The sequence below is a fragment of the Micromonospora sp. WMMC415 genome (assembly GCF_009707425.1).
Lineage (GTDB): Bacteria > Actinomycetota > Actinomycetes > Mycobacteriales > Micromonosporaceae > Micromonospora.
In genome coordinates this window covers 2,434,980-2,452,965 of sequence record NZ_CP046104.1, presented here as the reverse complement: position 1 = coordinate 2,452,965, position 17,986 = coordinate 2,434,980, and the positions used below count along the sequence as shown (strand labels likewise).

General features: G+C 74.9%; 16 protein-coding genes and 1 pseudogene. 13 read left to right on the top strand and 4 right to left on the bottom strand.

Features of this window, described 5'->3' with window-relative positions:
* The first annotated feature begins 166 nt into the window (after positions 1 to 166).
* The 3 genes from GKC29_RS11915 to gltX all read left to right on the top strand — a co-directional run bounded on the left by GKC29_RS11915 (position 167) and on the right by gltX (position 4,289).
* On the top strand, positions 167 to 1,516 hold the full coding sequence (locus tag GKC29_RS11915; protein WP_155330882.1) for a GH1 family beta-glucosidase: 1,350 nt from the start codon (positions 167 to 169) through the stop codon (positions 1,514 to 1,516).
* Positions 1,513 to 2,784: an MFS transporter gene (locus tag GKC29_RS11910; RefSeq protein ID WP_155330881.1), complete on the top strand. Its 1,272-nt coding sequence runs from the start codon at positions 1,513 to 1,515 to the stop codon at positions 2,782 to 2,784. Before GKC29_RS11915 ends, GKC29_RS11910 begins: the two co-directional genes overlap by 4 nt.
* 95 nt (positions 2,785 to 2,879) lie before the next feature.
* Complete coding sequence (gltX, locus tag GKC29_RS11905) at positions 2,880 to 4,289, top strand: glutamate--tRNA ligase (protein ID WP_155330880.1); 1,410 nt, start codon at positions 2,880 to 2,882, stop codon at positions 4,287 to 4,289.
* A gap of 106 nt (positions 4,290 to 4,395) precedes the next feature.
* On the opposite strand, the gene GKC29_RS11900 is transcribed toward gltX, so the two are convergent.
* Entirely contained in the window at positions 4,396 to 4,980 is a 585-nt protein-coding gene (locus GKC29_RS11900; protein ID WP_230689002.1) for a copper resistance CopC family protein, read from the bottom strand.
* Between the two features lie 277 nt (positions 4,981 to 5,257).
* Between GKC29_RS11900 and GKC29_RS11895 the strand changes: the two genes are divergently transcribed.
* A complete protein-coding gene (locus GKC29_RS11895; protein WP_155330878.1) occupies positions 5,258 to 5,908 on the top strand; it encodes a hypothetical protein in 651 nt (216 codons plus the stop codon).
* Positions 5,909 to 5,924: 16 nt separating this feature from the next.
* Here the strand turns inward: GKC29_RS11895 and GKC29_RS11890 are convergent, their stop codons facing one another.
* Both GKC29_RS11890 and GKC29_RS11885 read right to left on the bottom strand, forming a co-directional pair.
* The gene (locus tag GKC29_RS11890; RefSeq protein WP_155330877.1) at positions 5,925 to 6,257 is read right to left on the bottom strand and encodes a zinc-binding dehydrogenase; all 333 of its coding nucleotides are present in this window, start codon (positions 6,255 to 6,257) and stop codon (positions 5,925 to 5,927) included.
* Positions 6,258 to 6,339: 82 nt separating this feature from the next.
* On the bottom strand, positions 6,340 to 6,672 hold the full coding sequence (locus GKC29_RS11885; protein WP_155330876.1) for a hypothetical protein: 333 nt from the start codon (positions 6,670 to 6,672) through the stop codon (positions 6,340 to 6,342).
* A gap of 174 nt (positions 6,673 to 6,846) precedes the next feature.
* Between GKC29_RS11885 and GKC29_RS11880 the strand changes: the two genes are divergently transcribed.
* The 9 genes and pseudogenes from GKC29_RS11880 to GKC29_RS11840 all read left to right on the top strand — a co-directional run bounded on the left by GKC29_RS11880 (position 6,847) and on the right by GKC29_RS11840 (position 16,209).
* On the top strand, positions 6,847 to 8,055 hold the full coding sequence (locus GKC29_RS11880) for a sensor histidine kinase (protein WP_155330875.1): 1,209 nt from the start codon (positions 6,847 to 6,849) through the stop codon (positions 8,053 to 8,055).
* Entirely contained in the window at positions 8,052 to 8,762 is a 711-nt protein-coding gene (locus tag GKC29_RS11875; protein ID WP_155330874.1) for a response regulator transcription factor, read from the top strand. The genes GKC29_RS11880 and GKC29_RS11875 overlap by 4 nt, the downstream gene beginning before the upstream one ends.
* Positions 8,763 to 8,877: 115 nt before the next feature.
* Positions 8,878 to 10,176 (top strand): annotated as a pseudogene (locus GKC29_RS11870) (PucR family transcriptional regulator); the annotation flags it as partial.
* 78 nt (positions 10,177 to 10,254) lie between these two features.
* Positions 10,255 to 11,424: an acyltransferase domain-containing protein gene (locus tag GKC29_RS11865; protein ID WP_155330872.1), complete on the top strand. Its 1,170-nt coding sequence runs from the start codon at positions 10,255 to 10,257 to the stop codon at positions 11,422 to 11,424.
* 46 nt (positions 11,425 to 11,470) lie between these two features.
* On the top strand, positions 11,471 to 12,415 hold the full coding sequence (locus GKC29_RS11860) for a beta-ketoacyl-ACP synthase III (protein WP_155330871.1): 945 nt from the start codon (positions 11,471 to 11,473) through the stop codon (positions 12,413 to 12,415).
* Positions 12,416 to 12,491: 76 nt separating this feature from the next.
* Complete coding sequence (locus tag GKC29_RS11855; RefSeq protein ID WP_007072348.1) at positions 12,492 to 12,731, top strand: acyl carrier protein; 240 nt, start codon at positions 12,492 to 12,494, stop codon at positions 12,729 to 12,731.
* A 2-nt stretch (positions 12,732 to 12,733) separates the two neighbouring features.
* Positions 12,734 to 13,960 (top strand): beta-ketoacyl-ACP synthase II, encoded by a 1,227-nt coding sequence (gene fabF / locus GKC29_RS11850; protein WP_155330870.1) that lies wholly within the window; start codon positions 12,734 to 12,736, stop codon positions 13,958 to 13,960.
* A 22-nt stretch (positions 13,961 to 13,982) separates the two neighbouring features.
* Positions 13,983 to 15,407: an acyl-CoA carboxylase subunit beta gene (locus GKC29_RS11845; RefSeq protein WP_155330869.1), complete on the top strand. Its 1,425-nt coding sequence runs from the start codon at positions 13,983 to 13,985 to the stop codon at positions 15,405 to 15,407.
* 118 nt (positions 15,408 to 15,525) lie between these two features.
* A complete protein-coding gene (locus GKC29_RS11840) occupies positions 15,526 to 16,209 on the top strand; it encodes a lipoprotein (protein ID WP_155330868.1) in 684 nt (227 codons plus the stop codon).
* A gap of 10 nt (positions 16,210 to 16,219) precedes the next feature.
* Here the strand turns inward: GKC29_RS11840 and GKC29_RS11835 are convergent, their stop codons facing one another.
* On the bottom strand, positions 16,220 to 17,953 hold the full coding sequence (locus GKC29_RS11835; protein WP_155330867.1) for a glycoside hydrolase family 3 protein: 1,734 nt from the start codon (positions 17,951 to 17,953) through the stop codon (positions 16,220 to 16,222).
* Positions 17,954 to 17,986: the final 33 nt, after the last annotated feature.

Below are 17,986 nucleotides of genomic sequence, written 5' to 3'. Positions count from 1 at the left end.
GGACATCCCACGATATCGGCACTCTATGCGCAAATTCGGACGTACTTGGACGGGTTCGGAAAAGACACGCCGAAAACCATTGCGCCGGCGGGCTCCGCGACCTATGGCGCTCCACGCGGCCGCCCCCTAGAGTCGCGAACACGTTTCGCGTACAACGGGAGGGCGCATGCCGACCGCACCGCCGCCACGGTTCCCCGCCGGGTTCCGCTTCGGAGTGTCCACGTCCGCGTACCAGATCGAGGGCGCGGTCGCCGAGGGCGGCCGCGGACCGTCCATCTGGGACACCTTCGCCCGCTCCCCCGGCCGGATCGCCGACGGCAGCACCGGCGACGTGGCCTGCGACCACTACCACCGGTACGCCGAGGACGTCGCGCTGCTGGCCCGGCTGGGTGTCGGGGCGTACCGCTTCTCGATCGCCTGGCCCCGCGTCCGACCGGCCGGCGACGGCCCGGTCAACGCGGCCGGCCTGGACTTCTACGACCGGCTCGTCGACGACCTGCTGGCGCACGGCGTCGACCCGGTCGCCACCCTGTTCCACTGGGACCTGCCGCAGCCCCTCGAAGACGCCGGCGGGTGGCTCGACCGGGACACCGCGTACCGGTTCGCCGAGTACGCCGACGCCACCGCCGCCCGGCTCGGTGACCGGGTGAAGCTGTGGATCACCCTCAACGAGCCGTTCATCCACATGAGCCTCGGCCACGGCATGGGCGTGCACGCGCCGGGCCGGATGCTGCTGTTCGACGCCTTCCCGGTGGCCCACCACCAGTTGCTCGCGCACGGCCTCGCCGTCGCCGCGCTGCGCACCCGCACCGCCGGCCCGGTCGCCATCGCCAACAACTACTCGCCGGTGCGGGTCCTCGGCGACACCGGGGCCGACGCCGCCGCCGGGGCGGCGTACGAGGCGCTGCACAACCGGCTCTTCACCGACCCGCTGCTCGGCCGGGGCTACCCGGACGGACCCGGCTTCGAGCCCGGCGTGGTGCGGGACGGCGACCTGGCGGTCATCGCCGCGCCGATCGACGTGCTCGGCGTGAACTACTACAACCCCACCGGGATCCGCGCCCCGGAGGAGGGATCGCCCCTGCCCTTCGAGATCGTGCCGCTCGACGGCTACCCGCGTACCGCCTTCGACTGGCCGGTCGTCCCCGACGGGCTGCGCGAACTGCTCAACTGGCTGCGCCGCACGTACGGCGACGACCTGCCGCCGATCCAGATCACCGAGAGCGGCTGCGCGTACGACGACGCGCCGGACGCCGACGGGCGGGTGCACGACCCGGAGCGGATCGCGTACCTCGACGGGCACCTGCGGGCCGTCCGGGCGGCGATCGACGACGGCGTGGACGTGACCGGGTACTTCGTCTGGTCACTCCTCGACAACTGGGAGTGGGCCGAGGGCTTCACCAAGCGCTTCGGCCTCGTCCACGTCGACTACACCACCGCGACCAGGACGCCCAAGTCGTCGTACGCCTGGTTCCGGGACGTGATCGCGGCCGCCGGCGGAGGTCCGGCGACGTGACCACCGTGAACCCGACGCCGGCCGCGCTGCCGGCGGCGCTCGCCGAGCCGACCGTCCCGGTCCGGCGGGGCTGGATCGCGCTGCTCGCCGCGGCGAACCTCGGCGTCTGGATGGCGTTCTTCACCCCGATCCAGGTGCTGCTCCCGCAGCAGGTGGAACGGATCGCGCCGGCCGACAAGGAGACCATGCTGGCCGTGGTCACCGGCGTCGGCGCGCTGGCCGCGGTGCTCGCCAACCCGCTCGCCGGTGCGCTCTCCGACCGTACGGCCCCGCGCCTGGGCGGGCGGGCCTTCGGCCGCCGGCACGCCTGGACCGCCGGCGGCGCGGTGCTCGGCGCGCTCGCCCTGGTGCTGCTGGCGCAGCAGCGCACCGTCCTCGGGGTGACGCTCGGCTGGGTCGCCGCGCAGGTCTGCTTCAACGCGATGCTGGCCAGCCTCACCGCCGCCGTGCCCGACCGGGTGCCGGTGGCGCAGCGCGGCGGCGTCTCCGGCTGGGTCGGCATCCCGCAGGCGCTCGGCCTGGTGCTCGGTGTGGTGCTGGTGACCGCCGTGGTCACCGGCAACGTGGCCGGGTACGCCGCCGTCGCGGTCGCCGTGCTGGTGCTCGCCCTGCCGTTCGCCCTGCTCACCGTCGACGACCCGCTGCCGGCCGCGCACCGGCCGCCGCTGCGCCGGCTGCTCGCGTCCATCTGGGTGTCCCCCCGGCGCCACCCCGACTTCGGGTGGGCGTGGATCACCCGCTTCCTCGTCCAGCTCGGCAACGCCCTCGGCACCCTCTACCTGCTGTACTTCCTCACCGACGAGGTGCGCCTGGCCGACCCGGAGGGCGGCCTGCTGGTGCTGATCCTGCTCTACACGGTGGGGCTGGCGTCCACGGCGGTGGTGGCGGGGCGGCTGTCCGACCGCTCCGGGCGCCGCAAGGTCTTCGTGATGGCGGCCGGCGGCATCATGGCGGTCGCCGCGCTGCTGCTCGCCGTGGCGCCGGCCTGGCCGGTGGCGGTGGCCGCCGCCCTGCTGCTCGGCGGCGGGTACGGGGTCTACCTCTCGGTGGACGCGGCACTCATCACGCAGGTGCTGCCCCACGCGGCCGACCGGGCCAAGGACCTCGGGGTGATCAACATCGCCAACTCCGCGCCACAGGTGCTCGGCCCGGCGATCTCCGCGCCGATCGTGGTGTACCTGGGCGGCTACCCCACCCTGTACGCCGCCACCGCGGCGGTCACCGTGCTGGGCAGCGTCCTGGTACTGAAGATCCGCTCCGTTCGGTGACCGCCCGGAGTGCAAGGAAGGGACCCTTTTACAACACCAGGCGATAACAAGGGGCCCTTCCAAACCTGGTCGCGGACGCCCGTAGGCTGGGGGACGTGACGGTACGTGTACGCTTCGCCCCCTCCCCGACCGGAATGTTCCACGTCGGCGGCGCCCGCTCGGCCCTGCAGAACTGGATCTTCGCCAAGCAGCAGGGCGGGGTGTTCGTGCTCCGCGTCGAGGACACCGACGCGGCGCGCAACAAGCCGGAGTGGACCGAGGGCATCCTCTCGGCGCTGGACTGGATCGGCATCTCCCGGGGCAGCTACGAGGGCCCGTACTTCCAGTCGTCGTACGCGGGCGAGCACCGCGCCGCCGCCGCCCGGCTGTACGAGGGCGGCCGCGCGTACTACTGCGACTGCACCCGCGAGGCCGTGCAGGCGCGGACCGGCTCCCAGCACTCCGGCTACGACGGTTTCTGTCGGGACCGGGGCCTGGAGCCCGCCGAGGGACGCGCACTGCGCTTCCGTACGCCGGACGAGGGTGCGACGGTCGTGGTCGACCTGATCCGCGGCGAGCCCACCTTCGAGAACAGGCACATCGAGGACTTCGTCATCGCCCGCGGTGACGGGTCCCCGGTCTTCCTGCTGGCCAACGTGGTCGACGACATGACCATGGGCATCACCCACGTGATCCGGGCCGAGGAGCACCTGCCCAACACCCCCAAGCAGCAGCTGCTCTGGGACGCGCTGGGCGTCAAGCCCCCGGTCTGGGCACACGTCCCGGTGGTGGTCAACGAGAAGCGGCAGAAGCTCTCCAAGCGGCGCGACAAGGTCGCCCTCGAGGCGTACCGCGACGAGGGCTACCTGGCCGACGCGATGCGCAACTACCTGATGCTGCTCGGCTGGGCGCCGTCGGGCGACCGCGAGATCGTGCCCTGGTCGGTGATCGAGGACGAGTTCCGGCTGGAGGAGGTCAACCCGTCCCCCGCGTTCTTCGACGAGAAGAAGCTGCGCGCGTTCAACGGCGAGTACATCCGGGCGCTCCCGATCGCGGAGTTCGTCGCGGCGTGCCAGCCGTGGCTGACCGGCACCGACACCATCGCGCCGCCGCCGTGGCAGCCGGAGGAGTTCGACGCCGACGCGTTCGCGGCGGTGGCGCCGCTGGCGCAGACCCGGATCGCGGTGCTCAGCGAGATCGTGCCGAACGTCGACTTCCTGTTCCTCGACTCGCCCCTGATCGACGAGGCGGCCTGGACGAAGGCGATGAAGGAGGGCGCGGCGGAGCTGCTCGACGCGGCGGTCGCCGCCTTCGACGCGCTGGAGTCCTGGGACGCCGAGTCGATCAAGGCGGCGCTGGAGGCGGTCGGCGCGGAGCGGGGCCTCAAGCTGGGCAAGGCCCAGGCGCCGGTCCGGGTCGCGGTCACCGGCCGCACGGTCGGCCTCCCGCTCTTCGAGTCCCTCGAGGTGCTGGGCCGCGACCGCACGCTCGCCCGCCTCCGCGCCGCCCGCCTCCGCCTGTTCTGACCCCGCCCGGCCCCCTCCGCGCTCCGAGCGTGCACCTGCTGCCGGGACTCGCGCCGGCTGCAGGTGCACGCTCGCCGGGGCCCGGGTGACCGGGCAAGGACGGGCGTCAGGGGGTGGATCGGCGGCGGCGAAGGGCGAACGTGGCCGCTCCGGCGCCCGCCAGCGCGAGGGCGCCGAGGCCGGCCCAGAGCCACGGGGAGCCGTCGTCGCCGTCCTGGCCCGCCGTCGGCTCGGCCGCCCCGGCGGAGGCGGTCCCGGCGGAGGCGGTCCCGCCCGGGCTCGGCTCGGCGGGCGTGGCCGACGGTGAACCCGTCGGCGCCGACGGGGTGGCGGAGACCGACGGGTCGGCGGGAGTGCCGGTGGTCAGGGTGAACCGGACCTCGCCCGAGACGGGGTGCCCGTCGCTGGACTGGACCCGGTAGCCGACGATGTAGAGCCCGGCGCGGCCGGGCCGGAACGGCACGCTCACGCGGGTGCCGGAGAACGTCGGCGCGCCGCCGGCCGCCGCCACATTGTCCGGCCCGGTGACGGTGACCTTCGTCGTGGCGGGGTCGAGCTTCGCCAGGAAGCGCAACTCGATCCGGGCGGGCGCGGTGGCGATGCGCGCGCCGTCACGCGGGTCGCTGCCGGTCAACTGGTTGTGCGCGGCGGCCGGCGCCGGCGGCACCAGCAGCGACACACCGAGCGCCACGCCGAGCACCACTGGCCAGGCACCCGCCGCACGTGCGACCCTGCCCCCCATACACCCCTCCCGAAAGGTACGATCCGCCCGTTGATCAACGACCGCTGTCGAGTTAGTCGGTCGGGGATCGCAGATAGTTCCAATAACAGTTCCACAAGCTGCAACCAATCGCCGTCCGGCGGAGTCTTAGGGTGGGAGTCCGACCTGCGCGTCCGGTCACCACCGCCGACTTAGCAACGCGTGACCTGCAGCGAAGCCATCCATCGAACGGGGCGAGGAGGCGGCGATGGTCCGAAGGGTACGGCGACTTGTCGCCTTGGTCGTTGGGGCCCTCGCGACGGGGGTGCTGACACTCGGCCTGGTCGACCCGGCGAAGGCGGCCCCGAAGCCGCCACCCGCGGGCGTGGACATCACCGGTACGGGCCTCGCCGAGCCGCTGCGGCTCCGCGCCAACCGCCACCCGGCCGAGGTGGTGGCCGTCATCGACCAGGTCAACTTCCTCGGCCGCACCGGCCAGACCACCGGCCCGCGCAAGGGCGACCTCGGTCCGAAGTACACGATCGTGGTGCTGTCCGGCGAGACGCCCAAGCAGACGTACGACCTGTACCCGAAGGCGGCCGGGGGCCCGCGCGTCTACCGGCCCGCCAAGCAGCCGGACTCGCGGCGTACCACCGCCGGCTGGTTCCTCGGCCGGCTCACCATGTCGGAGACCCTGCGGAACGTCGGGGTGCCGCTGGAGCGCCAGTTCGACACGGTGAGCGGTGGCGTCGGCGGCGGTGAGCGGGTCATCCCGGAGGACGCCATCAACCCCGCCCAGGACATCGACGAGGCGCTGGGCGAGCTGCGGCGGCTGCTGCTGCTCAATGTGGCGGTCGTGCTCACGATCACGACCGGTCTGGCGGGGATCGCGCTGCTGATCCGCCGCCGGACCCGCTGACGCCCGCCGCCGGGCCTCACATCTCCACGACGACCTTGCCGCGGACGTGGCCCGTCTCGACCAGGCGGTGCGCGTCCGCGGCCTGGTCGAGGGGGAACGTCCGGGCCACGTGGACGGTCAGCCGACCCGCGTCCACCACCTCGTCGCCCACCGCGAAGCCGGTCACCGCCGGACCCACCGCCGCCACCACCCCGGCCGCGTCCCAGCCCGGCACCAACGGGAAGTGGCTGGGGAAGGCTCCCGCCAGATAGCCCTCGCGGACCTTCCAGTCGACGGGGTTCACTCCGGCGGCCCGCACCCGCACGAGGACGACGTCCGGAACGACCGGCGGATCGGGCAGCTCCCGCATGGTGAGCAGGTCGGCGGGCCGTACTCGTCGATCGCGATGGCCTTCACCACGACCAGCTAGCGGCCGGACGGCGCCCGTGCGGTCAGCACCAACGGCGTGGCGGTCGCTCCCGGCGGGTGGCCCGCTGCCGGGGCCGGACCGGGCCGTGCCGGTGCGCGCCCGCCCAACCCGGCAGGGCACTGCGGCAGCCGGCGGGCGCGTCGTCGACCGGCGGCGCCGGCTCCGCCGACCGCTGCCGCGGCACCGCGACCTCGTCCTCGGCGCGCTCGGTCAGCCGCCCGGCGGGGGTCTCCCCCGGGTGCGCCGGCAGACCGCCGGCGATCCGCCGGTGGTGTTTGGCCGCCGGCTGCTCGTGGTGGCCCGGCCGGCAGGGCTCGCCCTGGGCGCAGCCGTGGTCGGCCTCCCCGTGCGCCATCCCGGTCTCCTCACGCTCGCCGTCGCGCGCCGGTGACAGCCCGGCGTGCCCTGTCACCGTACTGGCCGGGCCTGACGAGCTGTGCAGCACGTACCCAGTTCAGCGGCGCGGGCGGCGGTGGAGATCCACCCGGCGGACGGCCGGAACGGACGCCGCTGTGGTGGGATCGAGGCCATGCGACCGCCACCGTGGCTCGGGCCCGACACCCTCGGCCGGGACCTCACGCTGGCGGGCGCGTCGCTCGCGGGCGGCCTGATCCTGTACGGGCTGGGCACCCAGCCGCAGCTGCCCGGCGGGACGGGTGCGCCGGAACCGCTGTTCCTCGTGCCGCTGGTGGCGGTGTGCGTGGCGGTCGGGCTGCGCCGGGCCGCCACCCGGGCAAGCCTCGCGCTGGGCACGGTAGCGGTGCTGGCCGACCTGGCGCTGGGCGGCTCACTGGCGACCGTCCTGGTCTACACGCAGGTGCTCTACGACGCCTGCGTGTACGGCTCGGCCCGGACCTGGCGGCGGCTCCTGCGGGTCACCGTGGCGCTGAGTGTGCTCGCGGCCGTCGCCGGTGTCCTGGTGCTGGGCCGCTGGCAGGGGGTCGGCGTCGCGGCTCCGGTGGTGCTCGCCGGGGTGCTGCCAGTGATCACCGGGCTGAGCGTCCGGCAGTACCGCGACCAGGCCGCCGCCGAGCGGGTTCGCGCCGAGCAGACCGCTCGGCTGGTCGAGCTGGACCGGCGGCAGGCGGTGAGCGCCGAGCGGGCCCGGATGGCGCGGGAGCTGCACGACGTCGTCGCCAACCAGCTGAGCGCGGTGGCGATCCACGCCACGGCCGTGCTGTCCGTGCCCGGGCTGGACCGGTCGCAGGTGGAGTCGGCCCTGCGGGTGATCCGGGAGAACAGCGTGCAGGGCCTCGCCGAGATGCGGCAGATGATCGGACTGCTGCGCGGGCCGGCCGACGGTGAGCCGGGCGAGCACGCCACGGCGGAGGCGACGCCCGCCCGGTTGAGCGAGGTGGCGGCCGTCGTGGAGCGGGTCCGCGCCGCCGGACTGGCGGTACGCGTCCGGTGGCGCGGCGAGCCCCGCCCGCTGCCGGTCGGGGTGGACCTCGCCGCGTACCGCGTCGTGCAGGAGTCGCTGACCAACGCGCTCAAGCACGGCGCGGGCGAGGCCGACCTGGAGGTCGCGTACGAGCCGGCCGCGGTCGTGGTGCGGGTGGTGAACCCGCTGCACGGCGGCGACGCGGCGGTGACCGGCGCGGGCGCCGGCCTGGTCGGGATGCGGGAACGGGTGGCGCTGCTGGACGGCCGGTTCACCGCCGGGCCCCGAAACGGGCGGTGGTCCGTCCGGGCCGAGGTGCCCACCGGCGTGCTCGCCGGGGACGGGAGGACGACGTGACGGACCCGGTCCGGGTGCTGCTCGCCGACGACCAGCCCGCCGTCCGGGCCGGCCTGGTCCTCATCCTGGCCGGCGCGCCGGGCGTGGAGGTGGTGGGCGAGGCGCACGACGGCGTCGAGGCGGTACGGCTGTGCCGGGAGCTGCGGCCGGACGTCGCCGTGCTCGACGTCCGGATGCCCCGGCTGGACGGCATCTCGGCGACCCGGGAGATCGTCGCGGACCGGCTCGCCGACGTGCTGGTGCTCACCACGTTCGACCTCGACGAGTACGTCTTCGGGGCGTTGCGGGCCGGGGCCGCCGGGTTCCTCCTCAAGGACACCGACGCCGACGGCCTCGTCACCGCCGTGCGGACGGTCGCCCGCGGCGAGGGGTTCATCGCCCCGGCGGTGACCCGGCGGCTGATCACCGCGTTCGCGGCGACCGCACCGGCCACCTCCGCCGCCACCCGGGCGGCGGTGACCGCGTTGACGCCCCGGGAACGCGACGTGCTCGCCTGCCTCGGGCTCGGCCTTTCCAACCAGCAGGTCGCCGACCGGCTGGCGATGGCGGAGAGCACCACCAAGACCCATGTCAGCCGGATCCTCGCCAAGCTCGACCTGCGCAGCCGGGTGCAGGCCGCCATCCTGGCCCAGGAGCTGGGCCTGCCGGTACCCCCGCCGGCCGGCCCGCCGCCGGAGCAGGGCGGCACGGCTCCCACCGGAGCCTGATCCACTCGTTGCCGGCGGCATGGCGGGGTCCCGCCGACGCGGAGACCGCCATGCCGGCGGCATCACGTCGATCAAGGCGCCGCCGGGCCGGCCCGGGGTGCGGGAGCCGGCGAGCTGCCCCGGCACGGCGGCCCAGGTCACGGCGTGTCAGGCTGGGGCCGTGAGCGAGCCGGACACCGAGCTGACGGCCACCCTGCGCCGCATCGAGCGGGCGGCCGGGGCGTTGGCCACCGCCAGCGTGGCGCGGATGGACGAGACCCTGCCGTGGTTCCGCGCGCTCCCGGCCGACCAGCGCTCGTGGGTCATGCTGGTGGCCCAGGCCGGCGCGCGCTCGCTGGTGCAGTGGCTGCGCTCCGGCGGCGGCACCGCCGACAGCACGCAGGAGGTCTCCGACGAGGTCTTCGCGACGGCGCCGCAGGCCCTGGCCCGCTCGATCAGCCTCCAGCAGACCGTGGCCCTGATCAAGGTGACCATCGACGTGGTGGAGGAGCAGGTCCCGCACCTGGCCGCCCCGGGCGAGGAGCCGCAGCTGCGCGACGCGGTGCTCCGCTTCTCCCGGGAGATCGCCTTCGCCGCCGCGCGGGTGTACGCGCGCGCCGCCGAGTCCCGTGGCTCGTGGGACGCCCGGCTCCAGGCGCTGCTGGTGGACGCGCTGCTGCGCGGGGACTCGCCGGACGTGCTGGCCAGCCGGGCCGCCGCCCTCGGCTGGACGGACGCCCCGCCGGTGGCGGTGGCCGTGGGCCGCTCCCCGGGCGGCGAGGTCTCCGCGGTGCTGCACACGGTCTACCGGCAGGCCCGGCGAATCGGCGCCGAGGTGATCGGCGGTGTGCACGGGGACCGGCTGGTCATCGTGCTCGGTGGGGCGGCCGACCCGGTCGCCGCGACCGGCGAGCTGCTCGAGGCGTTCGGGGAGGGGCCGGTCGTCGTCGGTCCGGCCGTGCCGAGTCTGGACGAGGCCACCGAGTCGGCCCGCGCCGCCCTCGCCGGGTTCCGGGCCGCGCCGGCCTGGCCGGCGGCGCCCCGGCCGGTGCCGGCCGCCGACCTGCTGCCCGAGCGGGCGCTCGCCGGGGACGCGGAGGCCCGCCGGCGGCTGCGGCACGACGTGTACGCGACGCTGGCCCGCGCGGGCGGCGAGCTGCTGGAGACGCTGGACGCCTTCTTCGCCGCCGGGGGGACGCTGGAGAGCGCCGCCCGGGCGCTGTTCGTACACCCGAACACGGTGCGCTACCGGCTGCGCCGGATCGCCGAGGTCACCGGGTTCTCGCCGCTCTCGGCGCGGGACGCGTACGCGCTCCAGGTGGCGCTCACCGTCGGCCGTCTCGACCCGGTGGTCACGGTGGTCCCGACTCAGACAATGGCCCCAGGCGTGAGGAAAACATCACAGACGGGTGATGATCTCGGCCGATCTTTGTAGGATCCCTCCAAAGGTCCTAGTGCGGTTTGGTCGGGGGCGGCACAGCGCTACCCGCGCGTATCCGGGAGAGTCTTAGACGTGCTCGCCGTACTCTCCCCCGGCCAGGGTTCGCAGAAACCCGGCTTCCTGACCCCCTGGCTCGATTTGCCCGGCGCCGAGGCGCGGCTCCGCTGGTGGTCGGCGCTCGCCGGGGTCGACCTGGTCCACCTCGGCACGGCCGCCGACGCCGACGAGATCAAGGACACCGCCCGCACCCAGCCGCTGCTGGTCGCGGCGGCGCTGCTCGCCGCCGAGCACCTGCCGATGTACGACGTCGCGCTCACCGCCGGCCACAGCGTCGGCGAACTCGGCGCGGCGGCGCTGGCCGGGGTGCTTCCGCCGGAGGCCGCGATCACCCTGGCCGGCGTCCGGGGCCGCGAGATGGCCGCCGCCTGCGCGCTGGAGCCGACCGGAATGGCCGCCGTGCTGGGCGGCGACCCGGACGAGGTGCTCGCCGCGCTCGCCGCGCACGGGCTGCACCCGGCCAACCGCAACGGCGCCGGCCAGGTCGTCGCCGCCGGCGCGCTGGACGGTCTGGACAAGCTGGCCGCCGAACCGCCGGCGCGCACCCGGATCATCCGGCTCCAGGTTGCCGGCGCCTTCCACACGCCGTACATGGCCCCGGCGGAGGCGGCGCTGGCGACGGTGGCGGCCGGTATCACGCCCACCGACCCGGCCCGCATCCTGCTGTCCAACCTGGACGGCTCGGCCGTGAACCACGGCCGGGAGATGGTGCAGCGGCTGGTCCGTCAGGTCACCGCCCCGGTCCGTTGGGACCTGTGCATGCGGACGCTGGCCGACCTCGGTGTCACCGGGGTGATCGAGCTGCCGCCGGCCGGCACCCTCGCCGGCCTGGTCAAGCGTGAGCTGAAGGGCGCCGCCGCGCCGGAGATCGTCACCCTGAACACCCCCGACGACCTGCCCGCCGCGCGGGACCTGATCGCCCGGCACAGCGGTATCGGCGGCCACGAGCCGGTGATCCAGTTCCGGGTGGTGGTCTCCCCCGCGGCCGGCACGTTCACCCCCGCGGCGGACCTGGCCGAGGGCGCCGGCCTGCGCAGCGGCCAGGTCATCGGCCACGTCGCCACCCGCCAGGGCGCGGTCGAGGTGACCGCGCACGACAACGGCCTGCTCACCGAGTGGCTGGCCCACCACGACGACCCGGTCGCGCCGGGGCAGCCGCTCGCTCGCATCGGCGGCCACGCATGAGCCCGACACCGCGCGCGACGCGGCCACGCAGGGAAGGACAGCTTCGATGACGGGCAGCCGGATCGTCGCGCTCGGCCACTACCAGCCGTCGCGGGTGGTGACCAACGACGAGATCGCCCAGCTGGTGGAGACCAACGACGAGTGGATCCGCGACCGGGTGGGCATCGTGACCCGGCGGATCGCCGACGGCGAGACGGTGGCCGACATGGCCGCCGCCGCGGCGGGCAAGGCGCTGGCCGGCTCGGGCCTGACCGCCGCCGACATCGACCTCGTCGTGGTGGCCACCTGCACCTCGGTCGACCGCAGCCCGAACGTCGCCTGCCGGGTCGCCGCCAAGCTCGGCATCACCGCACCGGGCGCGTACGACATCAACACCGCCTGCTCGGGCTTCGCGTACGCCCTGGGCACCGTCGACCACGCCATCCGGGCCGGCGCCTCGCGCAACGCGATCGTCATCGGCGCGGAGAAGCTGTCCGACTTCACCGACTGGACGGACCGCTCGACCTGCATCATCTTCGGCGACGGCGCGGGTGCCGCGGTGGTCACCGCCGCCGGTGCGGACGAGCCGGCCGGTGTCGGCCCGGTGGTCTGGGGCTCGGTGCCGGAGCGGGGCGACGCGGTCCGCATCGAGGGCTGGCGCCCGTACATCCAGCAGGAGGGGCAGGCGGTCTTCCGCTGGGCCACCACCGCGCTGGCGCCGCTGGCGCTCCAGGCCTGCGAGCGGGCCGGGGTCGACCCGTCGGAGCTGGCCGCGTTCGTGCCGCACCAGGCCAACGCCCGGATCATCGACGGCATCGCCAAGCGCCTCGGCATCCCCGACGCGATCATCGCCAAGGACATCGTCGAGTCGGGCAACACCTCGGCCGCGAGCGTCCCGCTGGCCCTGTCGAAGCTGGTCGAGCGGCGGGAGGTGCCCTCCGGCGCCCCGGTGCTGCTGTTCGGTTTCGGTGGCGGCCTGACCTACGCCGGTCAGGTCGTCCGCTGCCCCTGAAGACCCGGCGCGGTCCCGCCGCGCCGCCTTCGCCACCACGGCGGAGAACAACCCCCGATGAGAGGAACCAACCGCAATGACCCGTGACGAGATCACCGCCGGCCTCGCCGAGATCCTCGAAGAGGTTGCCGGGGTGAACCCGGACGACGTGGCCGAGGGGAAGTCCTTCACCGACGACCTGGACGTCGACTCGCTGTCGATGGTGGAGGTCGTGGTGGCCGCCGAGGAGAAGTTCGGCGTCAAGATCCCGGACAACGAGGTGCAGAACCTGAAGACCGTCGGGGACGCCGTCAGCTACATCGAGGCGCAGTCCTGACCATGGCACACACCGACGTCGTCGTCACCGGGCTCGGCGCGACCACCCCGCTGGGCGGGGACGTCGCGTCGACCTGGGACGCCATGCTCAACGGCCGCTCCGGGGTGAGTGCGCTCACCCAGGAGTGGGCCGCGCAGCTGCCGGTCCGGATCGCCGCCCAGCTCGCGGTCGATCCGGCCGGCCTGCTGGACCGCGTGAAGCTGCGCCGGCTGGACCGCTCCGAGGCGATCGCGATCATCGCCGCGCAGCAGGCCTGGGCGGACGCCGGCCTGGCCGACTCCGGGCTCGACCCGGAGCGGCTCGGCGTGAGTGTCGGCTCGGGCATCGGCGGGGCGCTGACCCTGCTCGCCCAGGACGACGTCCTCGAGGCGTCCGGCCCGCGGCGGGTCTCCCCGCACACCATCCCGATGCTGATGCCGAACGGCCCGGCCGCGTGGGTCGGCCTGGAGCTGGGCGCCCGCGCGGGCGTGCACTCCGTCGCCAGCGCCTGCGCCACCGGCGCGGAGGCGATCGCCCTCGGCATGGACATGATCCGCGCCGGTCGCGCCGACGTGGTGGTGGCCGGCGGCACCGAGGCGGTCATCCACTCGCTGCCGATCGCCGGCTTCTCCTCGATGCGGGCGATGTCGACCCGGAACGACGAGCCGGAGCGGGCCTCCCGCCCGTGGGACAAGGGCCGCGACGGCTTCGTGCTCGGCGAGGGCGCCGGCGTCCTCGTGCTGGAACGCGCCGAGCACGCCGCCGCCCGGGGCGCCCGGGTGTACGCGCGGCTCGCCGGCGCCGGGATCACCTCCGACGGCTACGACATCGTCCAGCCGCACCCGGAGGGGGCCGGCGCGATCCGGGCCATCGCGAAGGCGATCGCCGACGCGGACGTCGCCAAGGCCGACATCGTGCACGTCAACGCCCACGCCACCTCGACCCCGGTCGGCGACCTCGCCGAGATCAAGGCCCTGCACCAGGCGCTGGGTGACCACCCGGTGCTGACCGCGACGAAGTCGATGTCCGGGCACCTGCTCGGCGCGGCCGGTGCGCTGGAGTCGATCGCCACGATCCTGGCGATCCGCGACGGCGTCGTACCGCCGACGATCAACCTGGACGACCCGGACGACGGTCTCGACCTGGACGTGGTCGCCAACAAGGCGCGCCACATGGAGATCCCCGCCGCACTGAACAACTCCTTCGGCTTCGGCGGGCACAACGTGGCTCTCGTCTTCACGCGGGCCTGAGACCACAGCCTTGGAGGCTCACGTGACCACCACCGTTGCCGGCACGGAGACGTCCACCGTGGACCACCGGGATCCGGAGCTGCGGCTCCGGGCCCTGTTCGACGCGGGCACGCTGCGCCTGCTGGCACCCCGGGACACCTCCGGGGTGCTCTGGGCGCGGGGTGAGATCGAGGGCGCACCGGCCGTCGCGTACGCGACGGACGCCACGAAGATGGGTGGCGCGATGGGCACCGACGGGTGCCGGCACATCGTCGACGCCATCGACACCGCCGTCCGGGAACGGGTGCCCGTGCTGGGGCTCTGGCACTCGGGCGGCGCCCGGCTGGCCGAGGGCGCGGTCGCGCTCGACGCGGTCGGCCAGGTCTTCGCCGCCATGGTCCGGGCCTCCGGCCGGGTGCCGCAGATCTCCGTGGTGCTCGGTCCCGCCGCCGGTGGCGCGGCGTACGGGCCGGCGTTGACCGACATCGTGGTGATGAGCGGCACCGGGCGGATCTTCGTCACCGGCCCGGAGGTGGTCCGCAGCGTCACCGGCGAGCAGGTCGACATGGAGCGCCTCGGCGGCCCCGAGCCGCACGGCCGGCGCTCCGGCGTGGTGCACGTGACGTGCCGGGACGACGAGGAGGCGCTGGCCGAGTCGCGCAAGCTCGCCGCGCTGCTGGGCCGCCAGGGCCGGCTCTCTCCGGACGACGTGCCCGCGTCCGGCGGGGACGGCCACGACCTGGCCGCCAAGATGCCGGCCGAGGCCAACCGCGCGTACGACGTCAAGCCCGTCGTGAAGGCGCTGCTCGACGCCCCGGGCGTGGAACTGCACGCCAAGTGGGCGCCGAACATCGTCACCACGCTGGGCCGGTTCGCCGGCCGGACGGTGGGCGTGATCGCCAACAATCCGCTGCGCCTGGGCGGCTGCCTCGACGCGTCCAGCGCCGAGAAGGCGGCCCGGTTCGTGCGGATGTGCGACTCGCTCGGCGTGCCGCTGATCGTGCTGGTCGACGTACCCGGCTACCTGCCCGGCCTGGGCCAGGAGTGGGACGGCGTGGTGCGGCGCGGCGCGAAGCTGCTGCACGCCTTCGCCGAGGCCGTGGTGCCGCGCGTGACGCTGGTGACCCGCAAGGCGTACGGCGGCGCGTACATCGCCATGAACTCCCGGTCCCTGGGCGCCACCGCGGTCTTCGCCTGGCCGAACGCGGAGGTCGCGGTGATGGGCGCCAGCGCCGCGGTGAACATCCTGCACCGCAAGAAGCTGGCCGCCGCTCCCGTCGAGGAGCGCGAGACGCTGCGCGCGCAGCTGATCGAGGAGCAGATCCGCGTCGCCGGCGGCGTGAACCGGGCGCTGGAGATCGGCGTGGTCGACGACGTCATCAAGCCGGCCGAGACCCGGCGCCGCATCGCCGAGGCGCTCGCCGCCGCCCCGGCCGCCCGGGGCGCCCACGGCAACATCCCCCTGTAGCGGGAGCCGCGCGACAGGGCCCTCGGGGTGGTACCCGGGGGCCCTTCCGTTGGCCTTGACGGCCCGCACCCCGCCCGGTTTGCTGTACCGGCTGAAGATCGGAAACGGGGAGATCGTCGTGCCACGTCGTACCACCGCGGCCCTGCTGGCCGCGCTGACCCTCACCCTGCCGGCCGGCTGTGGCGGCGACGACGACCCGGCCGCCGCCGGTTCGCCGGCCCCGTCGGCGACCGGCGAGCCCTGGTACGACGAGGTCACCACGGCCGAGCGGGACGGCGAGGTCGGTCCCGCCGGTACGCCCTGCCCGCTGCCGGTCACGTTCCCACTCGCCACGGGCTGGCGGCCCAAGACCATCGAGCCGCCCGCGACCGCCCCGTCCGGCGGCCCGGAGGCCGAACTGGGCGCGGAGCTGATGGCGGCGCTCGGCCGGCGCGGCGGCGCCACCCTCCGGTGCGAGGTGGACGGCCGCCGCCGGGGCGGGGGCTTCCTGCGAGTGTGGACCGCCGACCGGGCCGGCGTCGCGCCCCGCGCCGCGCTGGACGCCTACCTCGCCGACTCCGCGGTCGAGACGGCCGTCGAGCCACGGTTCCGCGACGTCACCGCCGGCGGTCTCGCCGCTGTCGAGGCGACCTGGCTGAGCCGCAGCGAGCTGCTGGGCGAGGAGAACCGCGGCTGGGCGGTGGCCGTCCAGGCGGACGGGCGGACCCTGCTGTTCACCACGAACGAGAGCCTGATCGCGGAGCGGACCGACGTGCTGCCGGCGTACCGGTTGGCGGTCCAGGGGCTACGCGTCGGCGCGTGAGCGTCGGCGGTCAACCGGCGCAGGTGGTGGCGGGCAGGCCGGGCACCGGCACCGGGGAACGACCGGCCGGCGGCGCCTTTCCGGCCAGCACCCGGGCGAGGGCGGTCATCGACGCCCGACTCGACGAGTACGTGGCCAGCAGCGTCGGTGAGGTGGCCTTGGCCAGCACGTACGGGGTGTCCATGGCGACCGTCACCGCGGCGTCGGCACGCAGGTCGTCGGCGCCGTCGCCGTACCCGACGAGGTGGACGACGGTGCCGCCCTTCGGGACCACGCGCACCCCGGCCGACGTCAGCGCCTCGGTCAACGCGGCCCGCGTGTGCGCCCGGCCGCCGGAGGTGGTCACCGTCACCGGCCCGCGCACCGGCGCGCCGCACGGCCCGCGCAGCACGGTCACCGCGGCGGCGGCCAGCTCTCCGGCCGCGTCGCGGTGCGCCGGCGCGGCGAGCGTGGACAGGTCGGGGGTGGCCCGGCCGGCGAGGGCGAACTTCATGGTGAGCACCCGGGTCGCCGCCTCCACCAGGCGGGCGCGGGGCAGCGAGCCGTCCCGCAGGGCGGCGAGCAGCCCGTCGTACGCCTGCCCGACGTGCGGCGGCATGAGGATGAGGTCGTTGCCCGCCTTCAGGGCGCGCACCGCGGCCTCCCCGGGCGACCAGCGCTTCGCCGGCGCCATGTTCATCCCGTCGGTGATCACCACGCCCTTGAAGCCGAGCTGGTCCCGGAGCACGCCGGTGAGGAGCTTGTGCGAGAAGGTCGCCGGGGTGCCCGGGTCGACGGCCCGCACGTCCAGGTGGCCGGACATCACCGCGAGGGCGCCCGCGTCGACACCGGCCCGGAACGGCACCCAGGCGCCGGCCTCCAGCGCCGCGCGTGGCTGGTCGAGCACCGGCAGGTCGGTGTGGGAGTCGGTGGCGCTGTGGCCGTGGCCCGGGAAGTGCTTGAGGGTGGCCGCGACCCCCGCGGCCTGGAGGCCCCGGACGGCGCCGCCGACCTGTGCCCCCGCCGCCTTCGGGTCCGCGCCGTACGAGCGGGAGCCGATGACCGTGCTGCGGGTGACGAGCACGTCGGCGACCGGGGCGAAGTCGACGTTGACGCCCATCGCCGCGAGTTCGGTGCCGGCGGCCCGCCAGGCGGCCTCGGTCAGCTCCGGCTTCCCGGCCGCACCGGCGGCGAGCGCGCTGGGCAGCAGCGTGACGCCGTCGGTGATCCGGGTGACCACCCCGTGCTCCTGGTCGGTGCCGATGAGGAACGGTGCCGCTCCGGCCGGCAGGTCGGCCGCGGCCTCGCGCAGCCCGCTGGTCAGCGCGCGGACCTGCTTCGGGTTGTCGACGTTGGTGGTCTCCTGGTTGCCCTTGGTGGGGTCGTCGGCGCTGAAGCCGACCAGGATCAGCCCGCCGAGGCGGTACTTCCCGATCATCTGGGCGGGGGTGTCGACGCCGGCGAGGGAGCGGTTGCCGGCGGCCGACGCGGGCGAGACGCGGTCCGCGGCGTCGCCGTAGGCGTACGGCATCAGCACCTGGCCGACGAGGTCCTCGTCGGCGAGGCGGGTGACGAGGGCGGCGGCGTGGGCGGCCGGGTCCCCGGCGGGGACCGGCACCGGCGTGGTGGGTGCCGCCGACGGCACGCTCGCCGCCGGTGCCGGGGCGGCGGTCTCCCGCGGGTCGGCGCAGCCGGAGACGAGCAGTGCGGTCAGTACGGCGAGCGCGACGCCGCCACGCCGCAGAGTTGTCGACACGCGAGTCATCCCACCAGTTCGACGCTAATCGGGGCAACCCGA